Annotated in this window: 22 protein-coding genes; 16 read left to right on the top strand and 6 right to left on the bottom strand. The window is 70.9% G+C overall.

Annotation, left to right across the window (positions count from 1 at the left end):
- Positions 1-3: 3 nt before the first annotated feature.
- Positions 4-660, top strand: a complete 657-nt coding sequence (locus ACZ48Z_RS19325; RefSeq protein WP_468737043.1) for a trimeric intracellular cation channel family protein — start codon at positions 4-6, stop codon at positions 658-660.
- Here ACZ48Z_RS19325 and ACZ48Z_RS19320 read toward each other — a convergent pair.
- Positions 569-1,789 (bottom strand): alpha/beta hydrolase, encoded by a 1,221-nt coding sequence (locus ACZ48Z_RS19320; protein WP_468737042.1) that lies wholly within the window; start codon positions 1,787-1,789, stop codon positions 569-571. The genes ACZ48Z_RS19325 and ACZ48Z_RS19320 overlap by 92 nt on opposite strands.
- Before the next feature lie 145 nt (positions 1,790-1,934).
- Between ACZ48Z_RS19320 and ACZ48Z_RS19315 the strand changes: the two genes are divergently transcribed.
- Both ACZ48Z_RS19315 and ACZ48Z_RS19310 read left to right on the top strand, forming a co-directional pair.
- Positions 1,935-2,789 (top strand): thioesterase family protein, encoded by an 855-nt coding sequence (locus ACZ48Z_RS19315; protein ID WP_468737041.1) that lies wholly within the window; start codon positions 1,935-1,937, stop codon positions 2,787-2,789.
- Positions 2,790-2,989: 200 nt separating this feature from the next.
- Positions 2,990-3,346, top strand: a complete 357-nt coding sequence (locus ACZ48Z_RS19310; protein ID WP_468737040.1) for a hypothetical protein — start codon at positions 2,990-2,992, stop codon at positions 3,344-3,346.
- 95 nt (positions 3,347-3,441) lie between these two features.
- Here the strand turns inward: ACZ48Z_RS19310 and ACZ48Z_RS19305 are convergent, their stop codons facing one another.
- Entirely contained in the window at positions 3,442-4,068 is a 627-nt protein-coding gene (locus tag ACZ48Z_RS19305; RefSeq protein WP_468737039.1) for a TetR family transcriptional regulator, read from the bottom strand.
- A gap of 145 nt (positions 4,069-4,213) precedes the next feature.
- Between ACZ48Z_RS19305 and ACZ48Z_RS19300 the strand changes: the two genes are divergently transcribed.
- From ACZ48Z_RS19300 to ACZ48Z_RS19290, 3 genes are all read left to right on the top strand, one after another.
- Positions 4,214-4,378 (top strand): hypothetical protein, encoded by a 165-nt coding sequence (locus ACZ48Z_RS19300; RefSeq protein WP_468737038.1) that lies wholly within the window; start codon positions 4,214-4,216, stop codon positions 4,376-4,378.
- A gap of 35 nt (positions 4,379-4,413) precedes the next feature.
- Entirely contained in the window at positions 4,414-4,686 is a 273-nt protein-coding gene (locus tag ACZ48Z_RS19295; RefSeq protein WP_468737037.1) for a DUF4190 domain-containing protein, read from the top strand.
- A 67-nt stretch (positions 4,687-4,753) separates the two neighbouring features.
- The gene (locus ACZ48Z_RS19290) at positions 4,754-5,923 is read left to right on the top strand and encodes a cysteine desulfurase family protein (RefSeq protein ID WP_468737036.1); all 1,170 of its coding nucleotides are present in this window, start codon (positions 4,754-4,756) and stop codon (positions 5,921-5,923) included.
- A 229-nt stretch (positions 5,924-6,152) separates the two neighbouring features.
- Here the strand turns inward: ACZ48Z_RS19290 and ACZ48Z_RS19285 are convergent, their stop codons facing one another.
- Together ACZ48Z_RS19285 and ACZ48Z_RS19280 are read right to left on the bottom strand one after the other, a co-directional pair.
- Positions 6,153-7,700, bottom strand: coding sequence for a multicopper oxidase family protein (locus tag ACZ48Z_RS19285; protein ID WP_468737035.1), 1,548 nt, complete (start codon positions 7,698-7,700; stop codon positions 6,153-6,155).
- Positions 7,701-7,874: 174 nt separating this feature from the next.
- Positions 7,875-8,546, bottom strand: a complete 672-nt coding sequence (locus ACZ48Z_RS19280; protein ID WP_468737034.1) for an N-acetylmuramoyl-L-alanine amidase — start codon at positions 8,544-8,546, stop codon at positions 7,875-7,877.
- Positions 8,547-8,606: 60 nt separating this feature from the next.
- On the opposite strand from ACZ48Z_RS19280, the gene mnmA reads away from it, so the two are divergent.
- On the top strand, positions 8,607-9,731 hold the full coding sequence (gene mnmA, locus ACZ48Z_RS19275; RefSeq protein WP_468737033.1) for a tRNA 2-thiouridine(34) synthase MnmA: 1,125 nt from the start codon (positions 8,607-8,609) through the stop codon (positions 9,729-9,731).
- Positions 9,732-9,756: 25 nt separating this feature from the next.
- Here the strand turns inward: mnmA and ACZ48Z_RS19270 are convergent, their stop codons facing one another.
- Both ACZ48Z_RS19270 and ACZ48Z_RS19265 read right to left on the bottom strand, forming a co-directional pair.
- On the bottom strand, positions 9,757-10,539 hold the full coding sequence (locus tag ACZ48Z_RS19270) for an alpha/beta fold hydrolase (protein ID WP_468737032.1): 783 nt from the start codon (positions 10,537-10,539) through the stop codon (positions 9,757-9,759).
- 37 nt (positions 10,540-10,576) lie between these two features.
- Positions 10,577-10,912, bottom strand: a complete 336-nt coding sequence (locus tag ACZ48Z_RS19265) for a DUF427 domain-containing protein (RefSeq protein WP_468737031.1) — start codon at positions 10,910-10,912, stop codon at positions 10,577-10,579.
- 50 nt (positions 10,913-10,962) lie between these two features.
- Here ACZ48Z_RS19265 and ACZ48Z_RS19260 point away from each other — a divergent pair, with 50 nt between their 5' ends.
- The 9 genes from ACZ48Z_RS19260 to gatB all read left to right on the top strand — a co-directional run bounded on the left by ACZ48Z_RS19260 (position 10,963) and on the right by gatB (position 21,895).
- A complete protein-coding gene (locus ACZ48Z_RS19260; protein WP_468737030.1) occupies positions 10,963-11,502 on the top strand; it encodes an LOG family protein in 540 nt (179 codons plus the stop codon).
- 23 nt (positions 11,503-11,525) lie between these two features.
- Complete coding sequence (locus tag ACZ48Z_RS19255) at positions 11,526-12,215, top strand: SDR family oxidoreductase (RefSeq protein ID WP_468737029.1); 690 nt, start codon at positions 11,526-11,528, stop codon at positions 12,213-12,215.
- Between the two features lie 182 nt (positions 12,216-12,397).
- The gene (locus ACZ48Z_RS19250; RefSeq protein WP_468737028.1) at positions 12,398-13,399 is read left to right on the top strand and encodes a methionine synthase; all 1,002 of its coding nucleotides are present in this window, start codon (positions 12,398-12,400) and stop codon (positions 13,397-13,399) included.
- Positions 13,400-13,414: 15 nt separating this feature from the next.
- Positions 13,415-15,607: an NAD-dependent DNA ligase LigA gene (ligA, locus tag ACZ48Z_RS19245; protein ID WP_468737027.1), complete on the top strand. Its 2,193-nt coding sequence runs from the start codon at positions 13,415-13,417 to the stop codon at positions 15,605-15,607.
- 272 nt (positions 15,608-15,879) lie between these two features.
- The gene (locus tag ACZ48Z_RS19240) at positions 15,880-18,117 is read left to right on the top strand and encodes a putative bifunctional diguanylate cyclase/phosphodiesterase (protein ID WP_468737026.1); all 2,238 of its coding nucleotides are present in this window, start codon (positions 15,880-15,882) and stop codon (positions 18,115-18,117) included.
- A gap of 207 nt (positions 18,118-18,324) precedes the next feature.
- Positions 18,325-18,621: an Asp-tRNA(Asn)/Glu-tRNA(Gln) amidotransferase subunit GatC gene (gene gatC / locus ACZ48Z_RS19235; RefSeq protein ID WP_007384860.1), complete on the top strand. Its 297-nt coding sequence runs from the start codon at positions 18,325-18,327 to the stop codon at positions 18,619-18,621.
- A gap of 5 nt (positions 18,622-18,626) precedes the next feature.
- On the top strand, positions 18,627-20,129 hold the full coding sequence (gene gatA, locus ACZ48Z_RS19230) for an Asp-tRNA(Asn)/Glu-tRNA(Gln) amidotransferase subunit GatA (RefSeq protein WP_468737025.1): 1,503 nt from the start codon (positions 18,627-18,629) through the stop codon (positions 20,127-20,129).
- Positions 20,126-20,365, top strand: coding sequence for a hypothetical protein (locus tag ACZ48Z_RS19225; protein ID WP_031051298.1), 240 nt, complete (start codon positions 20,126-20,128; stop codon positions 20,363-20,365). Before gatA ends, ACZ48Z_RS19225 begins: the two co-directional genes overlap by 4 nt.
- A gap of 15 nt (positions 20,366-20,380) precedes the next feature.
- Positions 20,381-21,895, top strand: coding sequence for an Asp-tRNA(Asn)/Glu-tRNA(Gln) amidotransferase subunit GatB (gene gatB / locus ACZ48Z_RS19220; RefSeq protein WP_468737024.1), 1,515 nt, complete (start codon positions 20,381-20,383; stop codon positions 21,893-21,895).

Genomic DNA, 21,895 nt, shown 5'->3' with positions numbered 1-21,895 from the left:
GGGGTGCTCCAGCAACTGTTCAGTCCCTCCGTCCAGCACACGCTCGACCTCGTCGGCATCTTCGTGTTCGCCATCTCGGGCGCGTTGCTGGCCGTCCGCAAGAACTTCGACGTCTTCGGCATCGCCGTCCTCGCCGAGGTCACCGCGCTGGGCGGAGGGCTGTTCCGGGACCTGATCATCGGCGCGGTACCGCCCGCCGCCTTCACGGACCTGGGGTACTTCATCACCCCGCTCCTCGCAGCCCTGCTCGTCTTCTTCCTGCACCCGCACGTGGAGCGCATCCAGGTCGGCGTGAACGTCTTCGACGCGGCAGGGCTCGGCCTGTTCTGCGTCGCGGGCACGACGAAGGCGTACGAGTACGGGCTGGGCCTGACCCAGTCCGCGACGCTCGGCATGGCCACCGCTGTCGGTGGCGGTGTGCTCCGGGACGTGGTCGCGGGCGAGGTGCCCTCGCTGCTGCGCTGGGACCGCGACCTGTACGCGGTCCCGGCGATCGTCGGCGCCACCATGGCCGTCCTGTGCATCCGCTACGACGCCCTCACCCCGGTGACCGGCGGGCTCGCGGCCCTCACCGCCTTCGTACTGCGCCTGCTCGCGATGCGGTTCCACTGGCGAGCACCGCGCGCGTGGAACCGGCGGTCGACCGTGCGTGAGGAGTAGTTCCCGCCCGGCCGTGCAGCAGTCCCATCTCCTCGGTCAGCCAGCGGAAGGCCGGGACCACCTGCGGCCGCCACAGCGCCATGTTGTGACCGCCCGCGCTCTTCGGGATGTAGACGACGTGCACGGTCGTCGGCGCCTTCGCGATCTGTTCGAGGCCGGTGGCCGCCTCGTAGCCGTCGCCCGGCTGCCCGGACTCGTAGAGCGCGATCGCGGGCGGGGTGCGGGTGTCCCGCAGCAGCACGTAGGGGTTGTTGGCGCGGCGCAGGGCGGGGGTCTCGGCGGCCAGCGAGTTGCGTTCGCCGATCGGGTCGTTGTAGCCGGACATGCTGACCGCGGCCCGGTACCGGTCGGGGTGGGCGACCGCGAGCTTCGTCGCGCAGTGCCCGCCCGCGGAGTACCCGGCCACCGCCCAGCCCGTCGGCCCTGCCTGGGCGCGGAAGTTGTCCGTGACCATCTTCGGCACGTCGACGCTGAGCCAGGTGTCCGCGTTGACCGTGCCGGTGATGTTGGCGCAGCCGGTGTCCACCCCGGCCAGCAGGTTCATGCGCGGGGCGACCAGGACGAACGGCGCCACCCGGCCGTCCCGCATCAGCGGCCGCAGCTGGTCGACCGCGTGCAGCGACCCGAACCAGGCCTTCGCCGAGCCGGGATAGCCCGACAGCAGCTCCACCACGGGGAACTTGTGGTGCCGGTAGGCGGGTTCGGTGTACTGCGGCGGCAGCCAGACGTAGACCTCGGCGTTCACGCCCGACACCCGGCCCTTGAGCTGGGTCACCCGCACGTCCTTCATGCCGGGGCCGAAGGCCTGCGCGAAGTGCTGCTTCACCCGGGGCAAACGTTTCAGCGAGATACCGCCGGTGCCGCTGGCGCCGAGGTTCACCGCCTGCTGGACGTGGTTGCCGGTGCCGAGCAGGTCGGCCCAGTCGTCGTACAGGTTGTTCTGGTTGTTGACCAGAACGAAGACGAGGGCGACGGCCGTGCCCTGGGCGAACAGCACCATCAGCAGCCTGGCCAGGGCGCGCAGGGCACGGTGGCCTCTGATCCGCGACCACAGGGCGAGCGGAAGCGCGACGGCGACGACGGACAGCACGATCAGCGTGTAGAGGAACGCGGTCCCGGTGAGGCTCATGCCCCTGTAGAGGGGGAAGCCGGGGCATCGGTTCACGGACGTGTGCGGACGCTTACCAGGAAATTGCCCGGGTCTCACCTGGCACCGACCTGCCGGCGGCGAGAGAAAGCTACCGCTTAGTAGTCACTTGTTGTACCGTTCAGGCATGCCAGAAGCAGGCTCCGCCACGCGTGCCACGATCGGCGACAGCGAGTTCGACCGGGACACCGCGGTCACCCGCCGCGCACCCGGCGTCTACGACATCGACCTCTCCGCGGGCTGGACGATCATCAGCGCCGTCAACGGCGGCTATCTGCTGGCGGTCCTGGGCCGCGCCCTCGCGGACGCCCTGCCGCACCCCGACCCGTTCACGATCTCCGCGCACTACCTGACCGCGTCCCAGCCGGGCCCCGCGGTCGTCCGCACGGACGTCGTCCGCACCGGCCGCACCCTCTCCACCGGCCAGGCCTCGCTCTTCCAGTACGACGAGCGGGGCGAGGAGGTCGAGCGCATCCGCGTCCTCGCCTCCTACGGCGACCTCGACTCCCTGCCCGACGACGTCCGTACGACGGCGAAGCCGCCGGCGTTCCCGCCGATGGACCAGTGCTTCGGTCCCGAGGACGGCCCGGCCCCCGTCGAGGGCAGTTCGGCCATCACCGAGCGGCTGATGCTCAAGCTGGACCCCTCCACCCTGGGCTGGGCCCTCGGTGCCCCGTCCGGCAAGGGGGAGATGCGCTCCTGGTTCGGGCTCGCCGACGGCCGGGACGCCGACCCCTTCGCGCTGCTCCTCGCGGTGGACGCGCTGCCTCCCACGGCCTTCGAGATCGGACTGAAGGGCTGGGTGCCGACGGTCGAACTGACCGTCCATGTGCGGTCCCGCCCGGCCCCCGGACCCCTGCGCGTCTCCATCACCACCCGCAACCTCGCCGGCGGCTTCCTGGAGGAGGACGCCGAGGTCTGGGACAGCGAGGACCGGCTGGTCGCGCAGTCGCGGCAGCTGGCCCGGGCCAGGCTCGCCTGAGCGCGGTCCGCGCCTGTGTCACGGCCTTGTACCAGCGAGTAAGTGCGGCATCCGACCGGAACCCCAGGTCAGGTGGGTCCCTTTAGCCGTGCTTTGCCTCGCCCACAGGCAGGGGACAGCGCGGACTCAAGGAAGCCCTAAGGGCTGTTGGTTGAGTTCCCGGCCTCAGGACTCACTCATCCTCCCTGGAGCGGTCTCTCATGAAGCGTGTGCGTCTCCTCCCCGCCGTGGCCCTGCTGGCGCTCTCGCCCCTTGCCCTGGTGGCGTGCGGCTCGACCGACTCGTCGTCGACGTCGAACAGCGGCACCTCGGGCCAGAACTGTCAGGCACCCACCGGCAACGCGTCCGGGAGGCCGAGCGGTGCACCCTCGGGCGCCCCCACCGCGCGGCCGTCGGGCGCCCCCAGCGGCAATCCCTCGGGCATGCCCAGCGGTGGCCCCGGCGGCGGCAGGGGCGGCCGGGGCGGCATGGGCGGTGGCTGCGGTGGCCCCGGCGGCGGTACGGCCCCGAGCGGTGCCCCCAGCGGCACCCCGAGCGCGGCGGCCACGAAGAGCTGACCCGTACGTCGTGAGGACGCCGCACGGACGGCGTCGTACGGCAGGGGCGGCACTCCCGGTGAACGGGGGTGCCGCCCCTGTGTGCTGTCGGCGGCTCAGCCCAGCCAGTGGTCGCGGCCGATCCTGATGAGCCGCATCTGACGCTCCGCCACCTGGCAGACGCGGGTCCGCTCCTCCTCCGAGGCCTCCAGCGCCTCCAGGAACAGCGAGGCCGTGATCAGCATCTGGTCGACGTACAGGTTGGCCAGCATGAGCAGGTCGTCCTCGCTCCAGCCCGCGGACACCGGGTCCTTGGCCAGCTCGTCCTTCACCTCCTGGCCGAACCGGGCCAGTTGGTCCCGGATGGCCTCCCGGACCGGCTGGACTCCGCCATGTCGTTCGCGGGCGATGAAACGGACGTGAGCGGGGTACGCGTTCACATGACCGGCGATCAACTCGATGGCGCGCGCGATGCGTTGGTCGTGACCGTCGGCCGAGGACACCGTCGTCCTGATCATGGGGTGCAGACTGCCCAGCGCCTCCTCGACCAGGGCCACGCCCAGATCCGCGATGGAGCGGAAGTGCCGGTAGAAGGCGGTCGGGGCGACGCCGACGGCACGGGTGACCTCGCGCAGGCCCAGGCTGCTCAGGCTCTGCTCCTCCAGCAGTACGAGTGCGGCGTCCAGGAGCGACTGCCGGGTCTTCTGCTTCTGCGCCTGCCGGATGCCGAGGGTGTGACTCATGTCATCCAGTTAACAACTGTTCTCCGTAATTGGAAAGCCAGGAGGCGCGCTAGACTCTGAAGTCAGTGAACAACTGTAACCACAACTGTTCACCCAAATGTAACGCCAGTCGTAACGCCGGCCGTATCGGAGGGGGATCCATCCCATGTTGTTCCTCGTCGCCGCACTCATGCTGTTCGGCGTCGTCCTGGGCACCGTCGCCCACGCGCCGCTCACCTTCACCGCCGTCGCCGCCGCGGTCATCGCCGCCTGGCTCGGCATCTTCGCGCTCCGCGAGCGCCACGCGCGCCGTCGCACCCCGTCCCACTGACCCCCGCCCCACCGTCCCCTGGAGCACTGATCACCATGCAGCTGACCGCTCAGGCCACCCCCGCCGCCCGCACCGGCGCCCGTGACGCCGACGGCATGGCCGTGGCGTCCTTCGTCCTCGGCCTCCTCGGCCTTCTCGTCCTCAACGTCTTCCTCGGCCCGATCGCCATCGTCCTGGCCTCGGTGGCCCTGTGGCGCGGCACCACCCGGCGCGGCCGCGCCCTCCTGGGCCTCGGTCTCGGAGTGGCCGACCTCCTGGTCCTGGTGGCCGCCATGCAGATGGACAGCACCGTCTCCTGGAGCCTGTGAGCCGCGCCGTCACCGGCCGGTCCTGGCCTGGGGCAGCCCCTGCCCGCCCCGTAGAATCGGCGGCACCATGGCATACCTCGACCACGCCGCGACCACCCCGATGCTTCCCGAGGCGGTCGAGGCACTCAGCGCCCACCTCGGCGCCACCGGCAACGCCTCTTCCCTCCACGCATCCGGCCGCAAGGCCCGCCGCACGGTCGAGGAATCCCGCGAGACCCTGGCGGAGGCGCTCGGCGCCCGCCCCAGCGAGATCGTCTTCACCTCCGGCGGCACGGAGGCCGACAACCTCGCCGTGAAGGGCCTGTACTGGTCCCGGCGCGACGCGGACCCCGCAAGGACGCGGGTCCTCGCCAGCCCCGTCGAACACCACGCCGTCCTCGACGCCGTCCACTGGCTCGGCGAACACGAGGGTGCCACCGTCGAGTACCTCCCCGTCGACGCGTACGGCCGGGTCCACCCGGGCGCCCTGCGCGAGGCGATCGCCCGCAACCCCGACGACGTCGCCCTGGCCACGGTCATGTGGGCCAACAACGAGATCGGCACGATCCTGCCGGTCCGCGAACTCGCCGACGCAGCCCAGGAGTTCGGCGTCCCGCTGCACGCCGACGCGGTCCAGGCCTTCGGCCAGGTACCCGTCGACTTCGCCGCCTCCGGCCTCGCCGCGATGACGGTCTCCGGCCACAAGATCGGCGGCCCGTACGGCATCGGCGCCCTCGTCCTCGGCCGTGAGTGGACCCCCGTTCCCGTCCTGCACGGGGGCGGCCAGGAGCGTCACGTCCGCTCCGGCACCCTCGACGTCCCCGCCATCGCCTCCTTCGCGGTGGCCGGCCGTCTCGCCGCCGAGCAGCGCGAGTGGTTCGCCGGCGAGATCGGCACCCTGCGCGACGCCCTGGTCGAGGCGGTCCGTACGGCGGTCCCGGACGCGATCCTCGGCGGCGACCCGGCGCCGGGGGGCCGCCTTCCGGCCAACGCCCACTTCACGTTCCCGGGGTGCGAGGGCGACTCCCTGCTCCTCCTCCTGGACGCGCAGGGCATCGAGTGCTCCACCGGCTCCGCCTGCACCGCGGGCGTCGCCCAGCCCAGCCACGTCCTGCTGGCCATCGGCACCGACCCCGACCTGGCCCGCGGCACGCTCCGCTTCTCCCTGGGCCACACCTCCACCGAGACGGACGTGGAGGCGGTGGCGAAGGCCATCGGGCCCGTGGTGGAACGCGCCCGCGCGGCGGGGCTGACGTAGGGACCGGGCCGCAGGCACTCCGGGCGTGAACCTCGCGCTTCTGATGGCGGGCGGCCTCAGGCGCCGGGGGTGATCCGCGGGCGGTGATGCGGTCCGGTGGCAGGGTTCAGGGGAACCGGTCGCCCGTGACCGCCATCGAAGACTCGGCCCGTACGTCGGGCCGGGGGCTGCCGCCGGCACTTCCACTGCCGGCGGCAGCCTGCTGATGGGATCGGGCCGTCCGGTCCGGTCAGCTCTCCGTGACCATGAGGGACGCCATCATTCCCTCGTCCTCATGCTGCAGCAGATGGCAGTGCAGCATGTACATGTAGGTGTCGTCGGCGAAGTCGGTGAACTCCATGGCGATCTTGATGGTGCCGCCGCCGACGACCTCGAAGGTGTCGTACCAGCCGAGTTCGACCCCCTTTGGGTCCGCGCCGTTGATCGAGACGAGCTGATAGGGCACGTCATGCAGATGGAACGAGTGTTCCAACTGGCTGGCGTTGGTGATCGTCCAGATCTCCTTCGCGCCCAGCGTCGTGCTGATCATGGTCATGCCGGACATGGTGAGTCCGGCCGCACCGTTGATCTTCATCGTCGTACCGGTGTTGCTGAGGGTGATGGTGCGGGCGGTGAAGTCGGAGGTGTCGTACCGCTCGATGGTGTTGAGGGTGCTCGGCAGGTCGGCCGGGGTGTCGGTGCCGCCCGCCGCGACGGTCAGGAAGTCGTACGTCCCTGAGCCGCCGCGGATCCAGCCCGTTGTGATGACCGCCTGGAGCGTGACGTCGGCGCTGACGTCCATGACGAACTCGGCACGGGCGCCGGCCACCAGCCGGATGGTGGTCACCTCGGCGGCCTCGGCGAGATAGCCCTGGTCGGTGGCGATCTGCGTCAGCGTGCCGCCGTCGCTGCGCTGGATGGTGATGATGTCCGAGGGTGAGGCGTTGAGCGCCCGGAAGCGGTTGCGGGTCTTGGTGGCGGAGAAGGCGAGCGTGGTTTTGTCGACGTTCTCGCCGTTCACCAGCAAGGGGTAGCTGAGGCCGGAGGTCAGGTAGCCGGCCTGGTCGTACTTGATGTCGCCGGTGCTGCCCACGGCCAGGCACTGGAAGATCAGCGGGATGTCGTCCACGCCGTAGTCACTGGGCAGCGCCGCCGACGTGTCGGAGTCGTCCTCCACGATGATCATCCCGGCCAGGCCGTGGGTGGCCTGCTTGGCCGTCGTGCCCAGGGCGTGCGGGTGGTACCAGAGGGTCTTGGCCTCGTCCAGGACCGTGAAGGTGGGGGACCAGGTGGTGCCCGCGGCGAAGGCGTTCTGCGGGCCGCCGTCCATCTTGGGCGGGATATGGGCGCCGTGGAAGTGGACGGTGGTGTCCTCGGAGAGGTTGTTGGTGATGTTCAGCAGCACGGTGTCGCCCTTGGTCCACTTCAGGGTGGGGCCGAGGAAGGACTGGTTGTAACCGGCGGTGGTGCTGGTGACGCCGCTGAGCACCTCGGCGGAACCGGTCTGTGCCGCCAGGGTGAAGGTGGTGGTGCCGTCGGAGGTGGTGCCCTCCAGCAGGTCGGGGATGGTGAGGGTGCCGTCCGTCGCGGCCGCCGCCTTGTTGCGGGTGCCCTCGGTCAGCAGGGAGAACGTGGCGCCCGCCGCCCCCACGGCTCCCAGGCCCACCCCGGCCATCCCGCCCAGGAACTTCCTTCGGTGCAGACCCTTGCGGCCCCCGCTGTTCTTGGTGTGCTCGCCCTTGTCCTGCTTGCCGTCTCGCGCGTGCGCGCCTCTGCCCGGCTCTGTGGTGTGTGTCATGGCCAGGGAGCCTCGGGCCACGGCCTGTGGGAACACTGAGGTCAAGCTGGGTGCGAGCCCGGGAAGCTGTGAAGGCGGAGCCCGGTCAACTCCCGTGACGGAGCCTCAAGTTGACAGTGTGCAGGTCATGATCGTGGTGCGGGACATGTCGGGCACGCGAACCGGGCCGGAAGTTCATACCTGGGCGGGGGCACTTCGCGCCCGGCGCACCAGCCGCATGTACCGCTTCCAGTCCCAGTGTTCGCCCGGGTCGGTGTGGTCCGTCCCCGGCACCTCCACATGGCCGATGATGTGCTCGCGGTCGACGGGTATGCCGTACCGCGCGCATATCCGGGCCGTGAGCCGCGCCGAGGCTTCGTACATCGCGTCCGTGAAGCCCTCGGGCCGGTCCACGAAACCCTCGTGCTCGATGCCGACGCTGCGTTCGTTGTAGGCGCGGTTGCCCGCGTGGTACGCCACGTCCAGCTCGCGGATCATCTGGGTGATGTGGCCGTCCTTGCGGACGACATAGTGTGCGGCCGCACCGTGTCCCGGGTCCTGGAACACCTTCACCGCGCTGTCGAAACTGCCCTGCGTGACATGGATGACCACCATGTCTATGCCGTAGTCGTCGGGCCGATCCGCGCGTCGCCAGTTCGCGTCGGAGGCCGCCACCCACTGTGCGCCGCGGAAGTCGACCGCGCCCTCGACACGCGGCTTCTCCACCCCGGGCGTCCGCCACCACAGCCGCGCCAGCTCGTCCCGGGCCAGCACGGCCGAGCCCACGGCGGCCGCCGCCCCGCCGAAGAGCAGGGCGCGGCGCCCGATGCGCCGGTCGCCGTCCTCGGATGCTCGTTTCGCCCCCATGCGATCGTCAACGGATACTCGTGGGCTTCGGTTCCCGCGCCCCCGTACCCTTGAGGGGTTATGACTGACACCACGCCGCGCCCTCTCCGTGTCCTCGCCGCCATGTCCGGAGGAGTGGACTCCGCCGTCGCCGCCGCCCGCGCCGCCGAAGCCGGCCATGACGTGACCGGCGTCCACCTCGCCCTCTCCGCGAACCCGCAGTCGTTCCGCACCGGCGCGCGCGGCTGTTGCACCATCGAGGACTCACGCGACGCCCGCCGCGCCGCCGACGTCATCGGTATCCCGTTCTACGTCTGGGACCTGGCCGACCGCTTCCGCGAGGACGTCGTCGAGGACTTCGTCGCCGAGTACGAGGCCGGCCGCACCCCCAACCCGTGCCTGCGCTGCAACGAGAAGATCAAGTTCGCCGCGCTGCTCGACAAGGCGCTCGCGCTCGGCTTCGACGCGGTGTGCACGGGCCACTACGCGAAGGTCCTGGTGGGTGAGGACGGCTCCCGGGAGCTGCACCGCGCCTCGGACATGGCGAAGGACCAGTCGTACGTCCTGGGCGTCCTGGACGAGAAGCAGCTGGCGCACGCCCTGTTCCCGCTCGGCGACACGGTCACCACCAAGGACGAGATCCGCGCCGAGGCCGAGCGCCGGGGCCTCGCGGTCGCCAAGAAGCCCGACTCCCACGACATCTGCTTCATCGCGGACGGCGACACCCAGGGCTTCCTCGCCTCCCGGCTCGGCAAGGCCGAGGGCGACATCGTCGACGAGGCGGGCGCGAAGGTCGGCACCCACGAGGGCGCGTACGGCTTCACGATCGGCCAGCGCAAGGGCCTGCGGATCGGCACCCCGGCCGCCGACGGCAAGCCGCGCTACGTCCTCGACATCTCACCGGTGGACAACACGGTGACGGTCGGCCCGGCCGCCGCCCTGGACGTCACCGGCCTGCGGGCGATCAGGCCCCGCTGGTGCGGCACCGCCCCGTCCGGCCCCGGCACCTACACCGCCCAGCTGCGCGCCCACGGCGGCGAGACCGAGGTCACCGCCGTACCGGTGGACGGCACCCTGGAGGTCTCCTTCGCCGAGCCGGTCCGCGGGGTGGCCCCGGGCCAGGCGATCGTGCTGTACGACGGCACGCGCGTGGTCGGTTCGGCGACGATCGCGTCGACCACGCGCGCGACGGCCGACGTGGCCTGAGCCCTCCGCGCGCGTGGCCGGGCCGTCAGGCCGCGAAGAACTCCGCCAGAACCGGTGCGAGCGCGGCCGGGTCCACCATGTGGGTCTGGCCCTCCAGGACGCGGTACGACCCCTTCGGCACCGCCTCGGCCACCGCCCTGGTCCCCTCGCGCATCCACTCGGGGCTCGCGCCGCCCGCGATCGCCAGCACCGGGGCCGCGATCGAGGCCAGCCGGTCCCGCGGGACCAGGCCGCCGGCCATCGCCGCGTTGTCGTAGGCGAGCGTGGGGGCGACCGCCTCCATGCCGGACCACATGGGGGAGTGGCGGGCGCCCTGGATCATGTCCTCGCCCATGCCGGTGAGCCGCAGGAACAGCTCCACCGCGTCCCCGCGCCGGCCATCGGCCAGGGCGGCCGTCAACTTCTCGGTGTAGTCGTCGTTCTGCTCGGCGCCACCGTCCAGGAAGTCGGCGAACGGCGTCTCGTACACGGCGACCCGGCGGACCGGGAGCCCGCTCGCCGCGGCCTCCAGGACCAGTGCGCCACCGGACGAGACACCGCACAGACACGCCTCGCCGCCCGCCGCCTCGATGAGCGCGGCGAGGTCGTCGACCTCACGGGCCACCGCGAACGGAGCCGTGTCGCCGCTCTCCCCGCGGCCCCGGCGGTCGTACACGAGGACGCTGTACCGCTCGGACAGCGGCACGGCCAGGGGCGCGACCGTGCCGCCCGTGGACATCGCGCCGCTGACGAGGATGACCGCCGGGCCCTGCCCGGAGCGGTCGTACGCGATCGGTGTGCCGTCGCGCGAGAAGGTCTTGTTGTCCATGCCTGTGGAGACTGCCGCAGGACACGGAAATCATCGGTCAGGACACGTCGGCTTCGACCTCGACCTCGTAGAAGCAGAGGTGGTCCTTGATCTCGGCTACGGCGGGCTTCGGCTCGGGGTAGGACCACACCAGGTCGGGTGCGTCCGGCAGGGACCAGTAGGACGCGGTGCCCTTGAAGGGGCAGTAGGTGTGGGTGTCGGAAGGGGTCAGCAGCTCCAGTCGGACGTCCTCGGCGGGCAGGTAGTACCGCACGGGAGAGCCCGTCTCCCTGAGGACCAGCGGCCGTGCGCTCTCCGCCAGAACCTGGTCGCCGTGCACCACGCGCACGTGCTGGTCGGCTTGCTCGATGGTGATCGTGTGTCCTTCGGCCATACCGGAAAAGCGCTCGCGGGCGCCCGGTTGTTCCCCCGTACGGTGACCTCATGCGAATCTGCGTCTTCCTCTCCGCCGCCGACCTCGACGACCGTTACACGCGCCCCGCGCGGGAGTTCGCGAAACTGCTGGGCAAGGGCGGCCACACCCTCGTGTGGGGCGGTTCGGACGTGGGCCTGATGAAGGTGGTCGCGGACGGCGTCCAGGAGGCGGGCGGACGGCTCGTCGGGGTTTCCGTGGAGTTCCTCGCCGCCAAGGTCCGTCCGGGCGTCGACGAGATGGTGATCGCCGCTGATCTGGCCGAGCGCAAGAAGCTGCTGCTGGAGAAGGCCGACGCCGTGGTCATCATGGTGGGCGGCACGGGCACCCTCGACGAGGCGACCGAGATCCTGGAGCTGAAGAAGCACGGGCACACCGAGAAGCCGGTGGTGCTGCTGAACACGGCGGGCTTCTACGACGGGCTGAAGGAGCAGTTCCGCCGCATGGAGGCGGAGGGCTTCCTGCCGCGGCCGCTGACCGACCTGGTGTTCTTCGCGGAGGAGCCGGTGGGGGCGCTGGCGTACCTGGAGGAGTCGCTCGGTACGCGGTGACACCGTGATGCGAGCATGGCGGCATGGCTACACATGTGATCACCGGAGCGGGCTCCGGCATCGGCGCGGCGGTGGCCCGTCGTCTGCACGCGCGCGGGGACGAACTCGTGCTGCACGCGCGCGACGCGGGCCGCGCGAAGGAGCTGGCCGCACAGTTCCCCGGGGCGCGGACCCTGGTCGGGGATCTGGCGGACCCCGACAAGATCTCGTGGGCCTTCTCGCACCAGGCGCTGCCGGACCGGGTGGACTCGCTGCTCCACATCGCGGGCGTCGTCGACCTCGGCCCGGTGGGCGACCTCACCCCGAAGTCCTGGCGCCACCAGCTGAACGTCAACCTGATCTCGCCGGCCGAGCTGACCCGCCACCTCCTGCCCCAGCTCCGGGCGGCCAAGGGTCATGTGGTGTTCGTGAACTCGGGCGCGGGTCTGAACGCGCACGCCGACTGGTCCGCGTACGCGGCCTCCAAGCACGGTCTGAAGGCTCTGGCGGACTCCCTCCGCCACGAGGAGCACGGCAACGGCGTCCGGGTCACGTCGGTGTACCCCGGCCGCACCGCGAGCCCCATGCAGGCGAAGGTCCACCAGCAGGAGGGCAAGGAGTACGACCCGTCGCGGTGGATCGATCCCGAGTCGGTGGCGACGACGATCCTTACGGCGATCGACCTTCCTCGGGACGCGGAGATCAACGACCTGACGGTCCGTCCGGGGCGCTGACGCCGTGAAGGGGGCTCCGCCCCCTTCAACCCCCGCTCCTCAAACGCCGGAGGGGCTGATTTCAGCCCGTCCGGCGTTTGAGGACGAGGCCCTTCGGGCCGACGGGGGGTCTGGGGGCGCAGCCCCCAGGGACGGGCCGACGGGGGCGATGACCTCTCCGGTCGCCTACGTAGGCTTCGCATGTGACCGCAGACTTCAGTTTTGCCCCCGCCACCGGCATCGGCTCCCTCCCCGGCGGCGACGCCCGGGAGGCCGCCAGGACAGCCACCGGCTCCTTCGAGGACTTTCCGTTCCTTCCCGAACTGCCCACCCGCGGCCCCGGCGCCGACATGATCGGCCGCACCGCCGGAATGCTCGTCGAGATGTACGCGCGGGTGGAGCCCAGCGGATGGCGGATCGGGGACCGGCCGGGCCGGGACACCAAGCGGGCGCGCTCCTGGCTGGGGGAGGACCTGGACGCGCTGGAGGAGTTCACCCAGGAGTACGAGGGCCGGCTGAAGGTGCAGGCCGTCGGGCCCTGGACGCTGGCCTCCGCGCTGGAGTTGAGGAACGGCGAGGTCGCCCTCTCCGACCCCGGCGCGTGCCGGGACCTCGCGGGCTCGCTCGCGGAGGGGCTGCGGCTGCACCTGGAGGAGGTCGCCAGAAGGGTCCCGGGCGCGCAGATCGTGCTCCAGCTCGACGAGCCCTCCCTCATCGGGGTACTGAGGGGGCAGGTGAGGAGCGCCAGCGGCTACCGCACCCACCGGGCCGTCGACCGGCAGGTCGTCGAGGCGGCCCTCCGTGACGTCGTCGGGGTTCACGCGGGCGGGCCCGTCGTGGTCCACTCGTGCGCGCCGGACGTCCCCTTCGCCCTGCTGCGGAGGGCCGGGGCGGCGGCGGTCTCCTTCGACTTCTCGCTCCTCACCGAGCGTGACGACGACGTGATCGGTGAGGCGGTGGAAGCGGGAACGCGGCTCTTCGTCGGTGTCGTGCCGGGCACGGACACGGCATTGTCAGACCCGGCCGGTAGCGTCATGGGTGTCAGGACGTTGTGGCGCAGGCTGGGGCTGCATCCGGCGCTTCTCGCGGAGGCGGTCACCGTGACTCCGTCGTGCGGACTCGCGGGGGCCTCCCCGGACTACGCGCGCAGGGCTCTCGCCCACTGCGTCCAGGCGGCGAGATCCCTCGCGGACAACCCAGAGTAACGGGAGGACCATACGGTGGCCGGCGACAAGCAAGCGGAGACGACGGTGCCCGCCGAGGCACGGGAGAAGCACGCGCAGCTCGCTGAGCAGATCGAGGAGCACCGCTTCCGGTACTACGTGAACGACGCCCCGGTCGTCAGCGACGCGGACTTCGACAAGCTCCTGCGGTCACTCGAATCCCTCGAGGACGAGTACCCCGAGCTGCGCACGCCCGACTCGCCGACCCAGAAGGTCGCGGGGGCGTACGAGACGGAGTTCACGGCGGTCCAGCACCGCTCCCGCATGCTCTCCCTGGACAACGCCTTCAGTGACGAGGAGTTGGCGGCCTGGGCCGAGCGGGTCGCCAAGGACGTCGGCACCACCGGCTACCACCTGCTGTGCGAGCTCAAGGTCGACGGTCTCGCGGTCAACCTCACCTACGAGCACGGCCGTCTCACCCGCGCGGCGACCCGCGGCGACGGCCGCACCGGCGAGGACATCACGCCCAACGTCCGGACGATCGCCGACATCCCGGACCGGCTGGCCGGCGACACGGTCCCCGACCTCGTGGAGATCCGCGGCGAGGTCTACTTCCCGATGGAGAAGTTCGAGGAGCTCAACGCCCGGCTGGTCGAGGCCGGCGACAAGCCCTTCGCCAACCCCCGCAACGCGGCGGCCGGTTCGCTGCGCCAGAAGGATCCGCGCGTCACCGCCACCCGCCCCCTGCACATGGTCGTCCACGGCATCGGCGCCCTGGAGGGCTTCGACGGCATGACCCGCCTCTCCCAGGGCTACGACCTCCTCAAGTCCTGGGGCCTGCCCACCGCCCAGCACAACAGGGTGGTCGACGACCTCGACGGGGTCAGGGAGTTCATCGCCTACTTCGGCGAGAACCGGCACTCCGTGGAGCACGAGATCGACGGGGCCGTCGTCAAGCTGGACGAGATCCCGCTCCAGGGCCGCCTCGGCTCCACCTCCCGCGCCCCGCGCTGGGCGATCGCGTACAAGTACGCGCCGGAGGAGGTCAACACCAAGCTCATCAACATCCGGGTGGGTGTGGGCCGTACGGGGCGGGTCACGCCGTACGCCCAGGTCGAGCCGGTGACGGTGGCCGGCTCGGAGGTCGAGTTCGCCACCCTGCACAACCAGGACGTCGTCAAGCTGAAGGGCGTCCTCATCGGCGACACCGTGGTGCTGCGCAAGGCCGGTGACGTGATCCCCGAGATCCTCGGTCCGGTCGTCGACCTGCGCGACGGCAGCGAGAAGCCCTTCGTCATGCCGGAGAAGTGCCCCGAGTGCGGCACCCCGCTGCGGCCGATGAAGGAGGGCGACATCGACCTGCGCTGCCCCAACGCCCGCACGTGCCCCGCCCAGCTGCGTGAGCGACTGTTCTACCTCGCGGGCCGCAAGTCGCTGGACATCGAGAACTTCGGGTACGTCGCCGCGGCGGCCCTCACCAAGCCGCTGGAGCCGAAGCAGCCGCCGCTGACCGACGAGGGCGACCTGTTCGACCTCACCATCGAACAGCTGCTGCCCATCAAGGCGTACGTCCTCGACCAGGACAGCGGGCTGCCCAAGCGCGATCCGAAGACCGGCGAGGAGAAGGTCGCCACGGTCTTCGCCAACCAGCAGGGCGAGCCGAAGAAGAACGCCGTCGCCATGCTGGAGAACATCGCGGCCGCCAAGGAGCGCCCGCTCGCCCGCGTCCTCACCGGCCTGTCGATCCGCCATGTCGGCCCGGTCGCCGCCGAAGCGCTCGCGCGGGGCTTCCGCTCGATCGACCGTATCGAGCAGGCGAGCGAGGAGGAGCTGGCGAACACCGACGGCGTCGGCACGATCATCGCGAAGTCCCTCAAGGAGTGGTTCGCGGAGGACTGGCACCAGGAGATCCTGCGCAAGTGGAAGGCCGCGGGTGTGCGCATGGAGGAGGAGGGGTCGGGGGAGGACGAGGGCCCGCGTCCCCTCGAAGGGCTCACCGTCGTCGTCACCGGCACCCTGGAGCGCTACACCCGCGACGGAGCCAAAGAGGCGCTGCAGACCAGAGGGGCGAAAGTGACCGGTTCGGTTTCGAAGAAGACGTCTTTCGTCGTTGTGGGTGACAATCCAGGTTCGAAGTACGACAAGGCGATGCAACTCAAGGTGCCTGTTCTGAACGAGGACGGCTTCGACGTCCTCCTGGAACAGGGCCCCGAGGCGGCCACCGATGTGGCGCTTCCCACGGAGGAGTAGCGAGGAGCGGCGGTTGAAGGCCACCCGATCGGCGCATACCAGATGCATACGGGTGGCCGGGGCGCATTCAGGCAACCGTCGACGACCGCTGCCCGTGGAAGCCTTCTGCGGCCTACTGTTGAGATGTGCGCCTGCCGTGCCCAGCTGCGGTCGGGGCATTCCCCTGCTCCTGATGAGCAAGGGGAAAGGTTTCCCAACGCGGCGCCGTCGAGGGTTTTGTCGGGCGAACGAGCCGCGTGGCGTGGGCACCGCCGGCTGTGAGAGGGACGGGAATGGAACCGACCGAGAGCGCCGCCCCGGACTCACGGCTGCGCCGGTTCACCGGCGCATGGCGGGCGAGCCGCAGGGCCGGGCGGCCTTCGCGGCACCCGGGCACGGAAGGGCGCGTCGCGGGGCCGTACACCGCGGCCGGCGGCCCCGGAACCACACAGCTCACCGCTGAGCACGCCCCCGGCATGCCGGGCTCCGACCCCGACCCGCAGCCGTCCTCCTGGCCCGCGCTGCCCACGGCGGTCGTCGCGGCGGCCGGATTCGTGCTGGGCGCGGGCTTCTACGGGGCGTTCACCGGCACCCACGCCCTCTTCCCGTCCGGCACCGTCGGCTGGGCGCTGGCCGTGCTGACCGGCGTCATCGTCGGCCACCTGGTCGCCCTCGGCCGGGCCCGCTGGTGGGGCGGCACCGGCTCGGGCTCCGCCCTCACCCTCGCCGTCCTGCTGCTGTACGGCTGGGTGCCCGCCGGAATGGTCAGCCTCACCGTCGTCATGCTGGTCGGCATAGCCCGGCGCCACCGTTGGCGGCAGGGCGTCCTGCACGGCGCGGTGGACATCCTCGGCATAGCCACCGGCGCCCTGGTCCTCGCCGGGTTCGGCCAGTCGCCGTCCGTCGAGACCCCCTGGAACCCGGACACCTGGACCTTCTACACCGGACCAGAAGTGGTGCTGGTCGCCGCCGCGTATCTCGCGGTCACCCGCGCCCTGGGCTGGTACCTGCACTCCTCGCGCCACGCCGGTCTGCCCACGATGGCCCGCACCGCCCTGGTCAGACAGGGCCTGGTCGCGGTCGCACTGCTCGGCATCGCCCCGCTGGTCTGCGTGGTCGCCACCGCCAAGCCCCTGCTGCTCCCGCTGTTCGCGATCCCCCTGATCGCCCTCGACTCCACGCTGTGGATGGCCCGCGCCCGGGCCGAGGAGCAGCTGCTCGACCCGCTGACCGGACTGCCCAACCGGCAGTGGCTCCTGGAGCGCATCTGGACCGCCCTGGACGACGCCGAGCGCATCGGCGCCCGGTCCGCCCTGATGCTCATCGACCTCGACCGCTTCCGCTCCGTCAACGACACCCTGGGCCATCTCGCCGGTGACCGGCTGCTCCTGCAGATCGCCGACCGGCTGCGGGTGGCGCTGCCGCGCGGGGCGGAGGCGGCCCGGCTCGGCGGCGACGAGTTCGCCGTGTTACTGCCGGTCGCCGACTCCACGACCTCCGCGACCCGGGTCGCCCGCAACCTGGTCGCTGCCCTCAGCTCCCCGCTCGACCTCGACGGGCTCACCCTCGTCCTGGAGGCCAGCGCCGGGGTCGCCGTCTTCCCCGACCACGCGTTGGACGCCGAGGGGCTGCTGCGGCGGGCGGACGTGGCGATGTACCAGGCCAAGCGGGACCGTACGGGCGTAGAGGTGTACGAGTCCAAGCGGGACTCCAACACCCCGGACCGGCTCGGGCTCCTCGGTGATCTGCGCCGGGCCCTGGACGCGCACGACGTGCAGCTGCACTACCAGCCCAAGGTCCGCTTCGACGGGCAGGTCGCCGGTCTCGAGGCCCTGGTGCGCTGGGTGCACCCGGAGCGCGGGAAGGTGCCGCCGGACGAGTTCATCGCGATCGCCGAGTCCTCCGGGCTGATGCCGTACCTCACCGAGTACGTCCTGGAGACGGCACTCGCGCAGGTCGCGGAGTGGCGGGCGCAGGGCCTGTTCGTCCCGGTCGCCGTCAACGTCTCCCCACGTGACGTCCACACCCCCGGATTCGCCGGCTCCGTCGCCGCGCGGCTCGCCCGGCACGGAGTCCCGGCGGGATCGCTCCAGCTGGAGATCACCGAACACGTCCTGCTGGAGGACCCCTCGCGGGCGGCGGACACCCTCGCCGCACTGACCGCGCACGGCGTGAAGATGTCCCTGGACGACTTCGGTACCGGCTACTCCTCCCTGGTCCACCTGCGCCGCCTGCCCGTCAGCGAACTGAAGATCGACCGTTCCTTCGTGGCCAAGCTGGCCGTCGACACCGAGGACGCGGAGATCGTCCGCTGCACGGTCGACCTCGCCCATTCCCTGGGTCTCCTCGTCGTGGCGGAGGGCGTCGAGGACGACGAGACGTGGGAGCGCCTGCGCGACATGGGCTGCGACGCCGTACAGGGCTGGCTGGTGGCGGCGGCGATGCCGCCGGAGGAGACGACGGCGTGGCTGCTGGCGCGGGGGTCGCGGGGCTGGCAGCGGCCAAGGGCAGCGCTGCCGGCAGCGGAGTGACTGTTCCGGCTCACATGTGGTTTTCAAGGGGCGCGGGGCTGTATCGAAATGCGGCTCCGCCGCGGGGCGCGATCAGCCACGACGAACCCGCAGACGGCTGACGGACCGATCCGCCCCGCCCCGTAGCCGTATCCGTTTAACAGCCAGAGGCACCCGCGCCATAGGATTGGCCCCACACCACACGCACTCACCCCAGAGGATCGCTGCATGCCTGGCATCACGCGCGAGGAGGTCGCCCACCTCGCACGGCTGGCGCGTCTGGAGCTGAAGCCCGAAGAGCTCGAGCACTTCGCGGGACAGCTGGACGACATCATTGGCGCGGTCGCACGCGTCAGTGAGGTCGCCGACCAGGACGTACCGCCGACCTCGCACCCGCTCCCGCTGACGAACGTCATGCGTGCGGACGAGGTCCGTCCGTCGCTCACCCCCGAGCAGGCGCTCTCCGGCGCCCCGGCCCAGGAGCAGCAGCGTTTCAAGGTGCCGCAGATCCTGGGGGAGGACTAACCGCCATGACGGACAACGTCACCATCATCAAGCTCACCGCCGCCGAGACCGCCGCGAAGATCGCTTCCGGTGAGCTCACGGCCGTGCAGGTCACCGAGGCCCACCTGGCCCGTATCGAGGCCGTCGACGAGAAGGTGCACGCCTTCCTGCACGTCGACCGCGAGGGCGCCCTCGCGCAGGCCCGCGCCGTCGACGAGAAGCGGGCGAAGGGCGAGAAGCTCGGCCCCCTCGCGGGTGTCCCGCTCGCGCTGAAGGACATCTTCACCACCGAGGGCATCCCGACGACCGTCGGCTCGAAGATCCTCGAGGGCTGGATCCCGCCGTACGACGCGACGGTCACCAAGCGGCTGAAGGCCGCCGACGTGGTCATCCTCGGCAAGACCAACATGGACGAGTTCGCCATGGGGTCCTCCACCGAGAACAGCGCCTACGGCCCGACCGGCAACCCCTGGGACCTCACCAGGATCCCCGGCGGCTCCGGCGGCGGCTCCTCCGCCGCGCTGGCCGCGCACATGGCGCCCCTCGCCATCGGCACCGACACCGGCGGTTCCATCCGCCAGCCGGCCGCCGTCACCGGCACGGTCGGCGTCAAGCCGACGTACGGGGCAGTGTCCCGCTTCGGCATGGTCGCCTTCTCGTCCTCCCTCGACCAGGGCGGCCCCTGCGCCCGCACGGTCCTGGACGCGGCCCTCCTCCACGAGGCCATCGCCGGGCACGACCCGCTCGACTCCACGTCCATCGACGCCCCGGTCCCGCCGGTCGTCGAGGCCGCCCGCAACGGCAGCGTCGAGGGCATGCGCGTCGGCGTGGTCAAGCAGTTCCGCGGCGAGGGCTACCAGGCCGGCGTCGTCCAGCGCTTCGACGAGGCAGTCGCCCTCCTCAAGGACCTGGGCGCTGAGATCGTCGAGCTGGACTGCCCGTCCTTCGACCTGGCCCTCTCGGCGTACTACCTGATCGCGCCGTCCGAGTGCTCCTCCAACCTCGCCCGCTTCGACGGCCTGCGCTACGGCCTGCGGGCCGGCGACGACGGCACGCACTCCGCCGAGGAGGTCACGTCGATCACCCGCGAGGCCGGCTTCGGCCCCGAGGTCAAGCGCCGCATCATGCTCGGCACCTACGCCCTGTCGAGCGGCTACTACGACGCGTACTACGGCAGCGCCCAGAAGGTCCGCACGCTCATCACGCGCGACTTCGAGAAGGCCTTCGAGCAGGTCGACGTCATCGTGTCGCCGACCACGCCCACCACCGCCTTCCCGATCGGCGAGCGCGCCGACGACCCGATGGCGATGTACCTCGCCGACCTGTGCACCATCCCGACCAACCTCGCGGGCAACTCGGCCATGTCGCTGCCGTGCGGTCTCGCCCCGGAGGACAACCTCCCGGTCGGTCTGCAGATCATCGCCCCGGCCCTGAAGGACGACCGTCTCTACAAGGTCGGCGCAGCCGTCGAGGCCGCCTTCGTGGAAAGGTGGGGCCACCCGCTCCTGGAGGAGGCACCGTCGCTGTGAGCAAGCTGACCAAGGCCAAGGACTTCAAGAAGTCCAAGTCCGGCACGTATCTGTCCATCGCCACCACGGCGTTCGGCGCCATCGGTGTCGCCAAGCGGCTCAAGAAGGCGCGCGCCGAGAGCGACACGTTGGTCCTGATCGACGCGACCGTGGCCGCTGTCGCCGTCGTCACCGGCCTCGCCGTCCTGTACCGCGAGCTGAAGCGGCTGGGCGACGACGACGTCCTGCTGGGCTGAGAGGGAACCTTCACCGTGACCACCACGACCGACCTGGAGTCGTACGAGGACGCTCTCGCGTCGTACGACCCCGTCATGGGCCTTGAGGTCCATGTCGAACTCGGCACCAAGACGAAGATGTTCTGCGGCTGTTCGACCGAACTCGGTCAGGACGCCAACACGCAGACCTGCCCCACCTGCCTCGGCCTGCCCGGCGCGCTCCCGGTCGTCAACGCGATCGGCATCGAGTCGGCCATCAAGATCGGTCTCGCGCTGAACTGCGAGATCGCCGAGTGGTGCCGCTTCGCCCGGAAGAACTACTTCTATCCGGACATGCCGAAGAACTTCCAGACCTCCCAGTACGACGAGCCGATCGCCTTCAACGGCTACCTCGACGTCCAGCTGGAGGACGGCGAGACCTTCCGCGTGGAGATCGAGCGCGCCCACATGGAGGAGGACACCGGCAAGTCGACCCACGTGGGCGGCGCGACGGGCCGTATCCACGGCGCCTCGCACTCGCTGCTCGACTACAACCGGGCCGGCATCCCGCTCATCGAGATCGTCACCAAGCCGATCGAGGGTGCGGGCGAGCGCGCTCCCGAGGTCGCGAAGGCGTACGTCGCCGAGCTGCGTGAACTCATCAAGGCGCTCGGCGTCTCGGAAGCCCGCATGGAGATGGGGCAGATGCGCTGCGACGTGAACCTGTCGCTGCGCCCGCACGGCCGCGAGAAGTTCGGCACGCGTTCCGAGACGAAGAACGTCAACTCGCTCAGGTCCGTGGAGCGCGCGGCCCGTTTCGAGATCCAGCGGCACGCGGCCGTACTGAACTCCGGCGGCACGATCATCCAGGAGACCCGCCACTTCCACGAGGACACCGGGTCGACGACCTCGGGCCGCGTGAAGGAGGAGGCCGAGGACTACCGGTACTTCCCCGAGCCGGACCTGGTGCCGGTGGCCCCCTCCCGGGAGTGGGTCGAGGAGATCCGGGCCGGTCTGCCGGAGCTGCCGCTGGCGCGCCGCAACCGCCTCGTCGCGGAGTGGGGCATCACGGCCCTCGACATGCAGGCGATCCTCAACGCCGGTGCGCTGGACCTGATCGTCGCCACGATCGACGCCGGTGCCGACGCGGCCTCCGCCCGCAAGTGGTGGATGGGCGAACTCGCCCGCAGCGCCAACGAGTCCGGCAAGGCGCCGGACGAGCTGGCCATCACGCCGGAGCAGGTCGCGCGGGTTGCCGAGCTCGTCGCCAAGGGTGACCTGAACGACAAGCTGGCCCGTCAGGTCATCGAAGGCGTCCTCGCGGGCGAAGGCACCCCGGACGAGGTCGTCGACAAGCGCGGTCTGAAGGTCGTGTCCGACGAGGGCGCCCTGGGTACCGCCGTCGACGAGGCCATCGCCGGCAACCCCGGCATCGCCGACAAGATCCGCTCCGGAAAGGTCGCCGCGGCCGGCGCCCTGGTCGGCGCGGTCATGAAGGCGACCCGCGGTCAGGCGGACGCGGCCCGCGTCAAGGAACTGATCCTGGAGAAGCTGGGCGTCGGCGAAGGCTGA

Source organism: Streptomyces sp. NPDC031225, assembly GCF_055570355.1.
Note: the sequence above shows the minus strand (reverse complement) of the source record. Positions and strands in the feature narration are given on the sequence as shown.

What these genes read in the sequence shown, in the direction of transcription:
- ACZ48Z_RS19310 (WP_468737040.1), top strand. Translation starts at nt 2,990, where the DNA reads ATGAAGCGTGTGCGTCTCCTCCCCGCCGTGGCCCTGCTGGCGCTCTCG.
- ACZ48Z_RS19285 (WP_468737035.1), bottom strand. Translation starts at nt 7,700, where the DNA reads ATGACACACACCACAGAGCCGGGCAGAGGCGCGCACGCGCGAGACGGC.
- gatA (WP_468737025.1), top strand. Translation starts at nt 18,627, where the DNA reads ATGACGGACAACGTCACCATCATCAAGCTCACCGCCGCCGAGACCGCC.
- ACZ48Z_RS19255 (WP_468737029.1), top strand. Translation starts at nt 11,526, where the DNA reads ATGGCTACACATGTGATCACCGGAGCGGGCTCCGGCATCGGCGCGGCG.
- mnmA (WP_468737033.1), top strand. Translation starts at nt 8,607, where the DNA reads ATGACTGACACCACGCCGCGCCCTCTCCGTGTCCTCGCCGCCATGTCC.
- ACZ48Z_RS19240 (WP_468737026.1), top strand. Translation starts at nt 15,880, where the DNA reads ATGGAACCGACCGAGAGCGCCGCCCCGGACTCACGGCTGCGCCGGTTC.
- gatC (WP_007384860.1), top strand. Translation starts at nt 18,325, where the DNA reads ATGCCTGGCATCACGCGCGAGGAGGTCGCCCACCTCGCACGGCTGGCG.
- ACZ48Z_RS19305 (WP_468737039.1), bottom strand. Translation starts at nt 4,068, where the DNA reads ATGAGTCACACCCTCGGCATCCGGCAGGCGCAGAAGCAGAAGACCCGG.
- ACZ48Z_RS19280 (WP_468737034.1), bottom strand. Translation starts at nt 8,546, where the DNA reads ATGGGGGCGAAACGAGCATCCGAGGACGGCGACCGGCGCATCGGGCGC.
- ACZ48Z_RS19290 (WP_468737036.1), top strand. Translation starts at nt 4,754, where the DNA reads ATGGCATACCTCGACCACGCCGCGACCACCCCGATGCTTCCCGAGGCG.
- ACZ48Z_RS19315 (WP_468737041.1), top strand. Translation starts at nt 1,935, where the DNA reads ATGCCAGAAGCAGGCTCCGCCACGCGTGCCACGATCGGCGACAGCGAG.
- ACZ48Z_RS19300 (WP_468737038.1), top strand. Translation starts at nt 4,214, where the DNA reads ATGTTGTTCCTCGTCGCCGCACTCATGCTGTTCGGCGTCGTCCTGGGC.
- ACZ48Z_RS19270 (WP_468737032.1), bottom strand. Translation starts at nt 10,539, where the DNA reads ATGGACAACAAGACCTTCTCGCGCGACGGCACACCGATCGCGTACGAC.
- ACZ48Z_RS19265 (WP_468737031.1), bottom strand. Translation starts at nt 10,912, where the DNA reads ATGGCCGAAGGACACACGATCACCATCGAGCAAGCCGACCAGCACGTG.
- ACZ48Z_RS19295 (WP_468737037.1), top strand. Translation starts at nt 4,414, where the DNA reads ATGCAGCTGACCGCTCAGGCCACCCCCGCCGCCCGCACCGGCGCCCGT.
- ACZ48Z_RS19260 (WP_468737030.1), top strand. Translation starts at nt 10,963, where the DNA reads ATGCGAATCTGCGTCTTCCTCTCCGCCGCCGACCTCGACGACCGTTAC.
- ACZ48Z_RS19320 (WP_468737042.1), bottom strand. Translation starts at nt 1,789, where the DNA reads ATGAGCCTCACCGGGACCGCGTTCCTCTACACGCTGATCGTGCTGTCC.